General features: G+C 50.8%; 3 protein-coding genes. All 3 read right to left on the reverse strand.

Translation table 11 applies throughout. The features are described 5' to 3' along the window. Nucleotides 1–21: 21 nt before the first annotated feature. Nucleotides 22–4,773 carry an RHS repeat-associated core domain-containing protein gene (locus EDC56_RS16755; protein WP_123713739.1) on the reverse strand — a complete coding sequence of 1,584 codons (4,752 nt, stop codon included), beginning with the start codon at nt 4,771–4,773 and terminating at the stop codon, nt 22–24. Between the two features lie 177 nt (nt 4,774–4,950). Beyond that, the gene (locus EDC56_RS16760; protein WP_123713740.1) at nt 4,951–5,925 is read right to left on the reverse strand and encodes a hypothetical protein; all 975 of its coding nucleotides are present in this window, start codon (nt 5,923–5,925) and stop codon (nt 4,951–4,953) included. Continuing rightward, nucleotides 5,925–6,650: dockerin type I repeat-containing protein (locus EDC56_RS19660; protein WP_211333738.1), on the reverse strand; the 726-nt coding region annotated here is incomplete at its 5' end. The genes EDC56_RS16760 and EDC56_RS19660, both read right to left, overlap by 1 nt.

The following is a 6,650-nucleotide window of genomic DNA, read 5'->3' on the forward strand; positions in this document are numbered from 1 at the left end:
TGTCATATTAAACTACAATTTTCAACGCTTATTCGGATTCTTTGGCTTAGAGTGTTTTTTATTCTTTTTGCCACGGCTTTCATTTCGCCCGCTACCGTATCGTTTTCCAGCCCTCTTTCCAGAATGCTTATCCCAACTTCCACCGTTTCCAGTTTGACCTTCTGGATTTTCACCGTGACCAGTGTAATCATCATTTCCATCACGACTACAAGCAAGATAAATCCCACCTCCAACGATAATCGCAGCGCCGATAATATCACCTATTGGCAAAAAAGGACCATCAGCTAATGCTGCCGCACCACCCAAGCCTAAGAAACCGGTCATAGTTGCTTCAAACAAACCGTAAGGGTCTGTATAAATCAGCGGATTGCCACCCACATACTCATACAGATTAATCCCACCAGCAAGCCCTATTGGGTCGCGGTTTAGCCAGCGGCCCTGTTCCGGTAGGTAGAACCGGTAACCAAAGTAGTGCATGCCCAGCTCGGCATCGTAGCGCTTGGTGGAAAAGGTAAACGGTTGCTGTAGGCTGCCGCTGAAACCGATCAGCACACCATAGGGGTCGTATTGGTAAGTTGCCACTAACTGCTTTGCGCTATCGACAACCTGGCTGACGTTACCGTTGTGGTCGTACAGGTATTGGTAGCTCTGCCCCGCTTGACGCATCGATAACAGGCCGCCGATACCGCCGCCCATGCTCGGCCCCCAGAGGTATTCACGCTGTACCGTATTACTGCCGTCACGATCCTGTAGTGCCAGGAAGCCATTACGCACAATGCGCAGCTCGTCTTGCAGCTGACCGTCTTGGTAAGTCGATACCTTAGCCAGCAGGTGATCGTAGCTGTAGACGTAGACTTTTTTGTGCTCAACACCTGCATCATCACGATAACTCAGCTCACGCAGCTGATTCTCAGCATCGTAGTCGGCGGTAAAACGATAGCCGTCCGCGGTATAGCCCCCGGTGAGGTTGCCATCGGCATCATAAAGATAAGGCGCCACCTGCAAACTAGAACTCAGTTGCTGGTTCAAGATATTAAAGTGGCTAATCTCTTCACGCAGCGGCGGCGACATGGTCGCTAGATCAGAATCAATCTGACGAATATTATCCCGCTCGTCATAGGCAATAGTGAAGCTATTGAGGCTAGCAGCGACCGCCTCGGTGCCATGCTGAATGCCCTCGATACGATTAACGGCATCGTATTGGTAGCGGCTAATTACACCGCTGGGTCGCTCTAAATGATCCAGTAATGGATTGGCACCGTTGTAGTGATAACGGTACTCGCCTTCTTGACTGGTAATGGTGCTCAGCTGGTTCAGGCTATTGTAACCAAAGGTCACCACCTCACCCCGGTCAGGGGTCAACGAATCGAGTCGATCATGGTCATCGTAGCCGTAGTGAATCGTATCCTCTGGCCACGGGCCATCAATCGTTTCCACTCGACGCCACTCATCATAGCCCCACGTCGTCGTGCCACGGGCATCCTCGACCCGCTCCAGTAAGTACTGAGCGTTGTAATGCAGCGTCACCGGTGGCGTCGCATCGGAGTAGGTGATCGTCTTTAGCTGATTGTACTCGTTGTAGCCGTAGGTCGTAACCGTGCCTCTGGCGTCGGTACGCGTCTCCAGCAACCCCTTCGCGTTATAGCTAAGCTGGTATTTGGTGCCGTCGGCATATTCCTGCCCGCTCGGCTGCCGTACCGCGTTATGGCCGAAGTGTGTCTGCTGCTGGTTCTTATCGGTAAAGGTGTCGAGGTTACCATCGGCATCGTAGCCGTAGCGGGTGACGCTTTTATCCGCCTCGCGTACCTTGACCAACTGCTTAATCGCATCGTACTCAAACGTGGTGTCTTGCCCGCCGCGGCTGGTGACCTTATCCAATAACCGAGGGCAACGCGAGAAGCTGCGCGTCACCGTCTTCTGGTCGGGGTAGGTGATTTTTATCACCGAGTTAAGGTCGTTATAGTCGTAGCTTAACGCCAATTCGGTGGCATCGATGAACTCGCTTACTCGGCCCACCGCGTCATAATTGTATTGGCTTACTAACTCACCATTAAAACGTGTTTTCTCTAAGCGTTGGTCAGTATCGTATTCATAGCGGGTGATAAAAGCATCGTCATAGTTCGCACGTTCCAGGTGACCAAAATCATCGTAATCGATCGTTAGCACACGCCCCCGATGATCCTCAACTTCAGTGACTTGGTGTGCATCGTTGTATTGTAACGTGCTGGTACCAAGCTCAGTCGTAACGGTCTCTAAGTCGACACCATTGGCGTAATAAGTCAGCGTCGTCAGTCGACCAAAGCGATCGGTAATTGTTAACGGCTTCCCCTTGCTGTTATAGGTTCTGGTAACCTCGCCCGAGCGGCTGTCGATCACCTTGGTCGCGTGATTACTGTTTGCCAGGTAGCTGTACTTCTTGCTGTTGCCATCGGGGTAGACAACTTCACTAATCTTACCTTTACCGCTGCTGAGGCGAATAAATTTATAGAGTGTCTTAAGCGCCTTGGTATAGTTGTTGGTATTGCCATCAACGTAGTCAACATAGTGTTTTGGGCTAATATACCAGCTCTGTCCGTGGTAGCCATCGTAATAGTATTCGTGTTTTTGATGCAGCGGATCTTCCACCGTGATGCGATAGTTCTCCCACATAGCACCACCGGGCGCTGGATAGATAACCGTATTGTTACTCGCCCGCGTCGAAGGCTCAATGGTGAATTGCCAACGCCCCAGCTCATTAATGTAATCGGTAAGATAAACATCGGCATCGTAGCGCAACTTTGTCCAATAGCCGCCCATGTCGGTGAGCTTGGTTAGGTTAAGCTGCTCGTCATAGTCAAACTTTGCGATGCGCCCAAAGGGGTCTAACACTTCGCTCACCACACCTTCTGCATTATACGTCAACTGCGTCACCAAGCCGGTGGCATCGGTAATGCTCGCCAATCGGTTATCCGTGTCGTAGCTAAAGCGCAGCTGATAACCGTGGGCATCTGCCTGGCTAACCAAGAATGGCTGTAACGAGTCCGTTCCTTCTGGGATGGCGTATTCATAGATACGCCCCGTGAGGTCGGCCAGTTGATAGTGCTGCTCGCCGACTAACGTCAACGTGGTCTCTAAATCAGTACCGCTGTAACGCCAATAGCCAATCTCATAAGCACCGGCGACTTCACGCGTGATGGCATACACGCCTTCCGTATCAGGGGAAGCTGTCTCTAGCTGCTCCTGCGAGCCACGCCATAATACTTCCCAGCTCGCTTCATACGTTGTTCGTGCACCATCCGCCTTAAACACTGTCGCCCGATTACCGGGGTCGACGACAATGTAAGAGGCATAGTTAAACGACCACTTGTTACCAAAGGGTTCATTATTCGCAATGGCCGACTGTGAGTTATAGCTCAACTTAATCTCAACACTAGGGCCGTATGCAGGCTGATACCAGAGAGGGATATCCTGCATATACAGGTTCATATTGACTCGATTAACCGACCATACCGGCGCACCGTTAGGGCAATCCTCTGTATCTGGGCCGCTCTCAGGTTCACCTAAATCGTTTTCTGGTGCCTGTACACCACAGCAGCCACCAAAGATATTGCTTTCGTCAGCGTCACTCAGCTCAAAGGGCTTTAATTGACTGTCGCCACCGAAAACCAGCGTATGCCCCTGCCACTCTTGAGCAAACTGTGCGAGGCTCTGATGAAAGCGTCGATCAATCTGCGTGTCGTAAAGCACCACCTCGTCGCCGACCACTTTTTCCAAGACCCAGTAGTGCCCCAAGTCGCTACTGCTTCTTGCCGGTATTTGCACAATCGCCGGCAGCGGAATCTCAGCCAGTTGTGCCACCGGGAGTTTATACGCCGACAGCGTTAACTGGTGTTCTTCGGCGATCGTTTTCAACTCACTTAAGCTATGGCCCTGCTGCGTTTCCGGCTCCACTGCCAGTACAGCGGTGGCAGCCTGTGGTTTACCCTGCTCAGCCAAAATCACAGAGAGTGCCCGTGTGCCACAATCCAGCAAGTTTTCATTGCTCGCCTTAAGGCTGTTAATACGCTGAATCCAGTTATCGGCATAAGTGCGTAAACGCCAGTCATCCGTCGACTCACGCAACTCAGTGAACTCGTCTAAGGCGCCTTCAAAGTTATTCTTAAAGGCATTCAAAACCCCCAAGCGGCTTTGCGCCTTATCGCTTAAGTGCCTAGCGCCTTTATGTTGGCTTTGCCCATGCAGTTGCTTTAATTCACTAAAAATCGCTTCGGCTTCAGAGTAGCGGCCGTTATAACGCGCCTCACAGGCCATATGCAGAGCAGCTTCACCTGCCCAAGGGCTATCGGGAAAGTCACGACGATAGTTTTTAAATTTCTGATAAGCTGCTTTATATTCGTGCTTATTCCAATCTTGAATGGCATCACCAAAACCCATCAGCATGGCTTTGTTACGCTGTTCCCTTTGCAACCTCTTCGCTCTTTGTGCCTTTTCCTGCTGAGGGTTGCTATCGCTCAGCCCTCGCCTCAGAGTATTCACATCGGTCGATGCCTCAACAGTAGGAAGCTCTCCGGTAGGATCTAGCAGCCCTCCTAACTGGCCTGCACGGATTAAGTCTTCCATCGTCGGCGTCTTTGTTAAATCTAGAGGCGAGACGGTGGTACGACGTATTTTCCGTGGTTCTTGCTCCTGCTGGCTCCCCTCGCGCTCGGCATAACTGGCGACGGTAAAACAGCAAAGTACAGCAATGGCCAATAGTCTCGGCAGCTGACCTTGACGCGTAATATTCACTTTCATAATTTCGCTCTTACTTATTTTTCTTCATGCGCTTTATTAACAAGCTTGCGTTCCTTGCACCGACTCATCTTGCATCTATTCATCAGTCTGCAGGCGCTAACGCATCAGGTTAGTCATGCTCAGGTAAAGCTAGATAGTTGCCAGTATCGTAATGATGGCAGGCAATAACCCCCTGACCTAGGGGCTCCAACTGAGTACCGGCGTCACGTTATCCACTCGATGGCCCTCTCGATCAAAGTAATAACTGTCATCCGCCACAAGCTCTACCTCGGTCGCAATATCCATGCCTGTGTTATATGTTCCTAGTAACGTAATGTTCTTCATATCGCTTGCACTAATCGTCACGCCCTTGCTAGTAGCGGTAGCCTCATCCAACCCCGCGACAAAGCCGTGCCGATTAAGCAGTATAACGTTGGCAAAATAACTTCCCTCTGCCTCGCTGTACTCGACCATCAACTGCGTATTCGAGTCTGGGATTAACTTATTCATCACTATAGTAGCCCCCTCATACAGGAACTCCGCACTATCTGTCGGCGTGTATTTCAGTACGATATTGACGCCGCCCAAGGACTCGTCACCCACCAACCCGTCCGGCCGAATCATTAGCTCAGGTAGGCTAAATTGCATGATTTGCATTTGTGTCAAAACACTATCCGGCAAGGCGGTGGCAGCCCCCTCGATAATCTCTATCGGTAACTGTTGAGGGTCCATCTTATATTGATCGTTGCCATCAAAAGCTAACAACTTGGGCGATGTGATTGAAATCACAGCTGGACCAGCCGGTAAAGCGAGTCCCTCACCGCTGCTCGGGTCGCTCAATTCTAATAGCGCAAACCACTGACCATCATAAACCGGTATATCACTCACCTCTCTAGCAAGATGATTTAATGTTGATGATGGCGCATCAAAAACACGCCGCGTTGATAACACGGTCACCGGCAGCGGCACTGAACTTGCTGCAGAGCTAATCGTTACCGTCAGGTCTTCAGCATTAATACGCTCGCCGTTTGTGTCTTTTTTTATGCTGGCAAAAGGGATTGTTAGTATGTCGCCACTCTTAGCATAACGCTGTAAAGGCGCACTCGAGCAGCCAGCCAGCGCGATGAGCATGACGCTCAAAATATACACATTAAATCGATTAAAGACTGACATTATTGGCCTCCCAGCACGTGTCGTTCTAATAGTAATAGGTCGGATGCATCAATCTTGCCGTCCGGTGCCGCTGGCGGATAGAGGTCGCCTCGATACAGTTGTGACGGTGTCGGGGTCTTTGCCCCTAGTGCAAAGTCCTGCTGCAATAGAAGGTCTTTTATCGTCACACTCCCGCTGCCATCAACATCGCCATCGAGCGGATAAACGGTTAGGGTATAAGCCTGTTCAATTGACGGCACCCCCTCAACACTCGCCCTAACAACGACGTCAAATTCTCCGTAATCATCCGCCCCAGGCAGCCATTGCAATCGACCGTCTAATAGGGTCATTGCTAACGGTGCCTGCACAATTTCAAAGCTTGCCGAGGCAAAGTTACTCGTCAATGCATATTGATAACGCTGCCCGACGCCGGCCTCCGTCACTGGCGACGAGGTTAGTGCAACAGGGTAGGAGTTATTATCCTCGCGATCAGTGTTGTGCAGTATCTCGAGGTAATCGCTGATACCATCACTGTCACCGTCAGTCTCGCTATCGTAATCTAAGCTATCTAAATACTCGTACTCCCAGCCATCGACAATACCATCGCCGTCGCTATCGGGCACCGCTGGTAAAAAGACGTTATCAATCCATACCGCATCGCTGCCGGTATTGACACTCCCGTCTTTACTGTATTGCCACTTTATCCGATGCACTCCTGGTGTGAGCTCATACCGGACCGCTACAAA

The organism is Sinobacterium caligoides (genome assembly GCF_003752585.1).
GTDB classification, from domain to species: domain Bacteria; phylum Pseudomonadota; class Gammaproteobacteria; order Pseudomonadales; family Sinobacteriaceae; genus Sinobacterium; species Sinobacterium caligoides.

Excerpts from the sequence above, each read along its gene's own strand:
- EDC56_RS16760 (WP_123713740.1), bottom strand. The coding sequence starts at position 5,925 with ATGTCAGTCTTTAATCGATTTAATGTGTATATTTTGAGCGTCATGCTC.
- EDC56_RS16755 (WP_123713739.1), bottom strand. The coding sequence starts at position 4,773 with ATGAAAGTGAATATTACGCGTCAAGGTCAGCTGCCGAGACTATTGGCC.